1 protein-coding gene is annotated in these 219 nt (G+C 67.1%); it reads right to left on the bottom strand.

Translation table 11 applies throughout. From position 1 onward, the window contains the following. The coding region (locus IBT46_RS27840; protein ID WP_200548143.1) for a hypothetical protein at positions 1-219 on the bottom strand (219 nt) is incomplete at both ends.

Here is a 219-nt window from a genome sequence, read left to right as displayed (position 1 = left end):
GCATCTGCTTCGGCTTCGGCTTCGGCTTCGGCATCGGCTTCGGCATCCGCATCCGCATCGGCTTCGGCATCGGCATCCGCATCGGCATCCGCATCCGCATCGGCGTCGGCATCGGCATCGGCATCGGCATCCGCATCGGCATCGGCGTCGGCATCCGCATCCGCATCCGCATCCGCATCCGCATCCGCATCCGCATCGGCATCGGCGTCGGCATCAGCA

It is taken from the genome of Erwinia sp. S38 (assembly GCF_016624545.1).
In the GTDB taxonomy this organism is placed as follows: domain Bacteria; phylum Pseudomonadota; class Gammaproteobacteria; order Enterobacterales; family Enterobacteriaceae; genus Erwinia; species Erwinia coffeiphila.
This window is presented reverse-complemented; position numbering and strand designations above follow the sequence as displayed.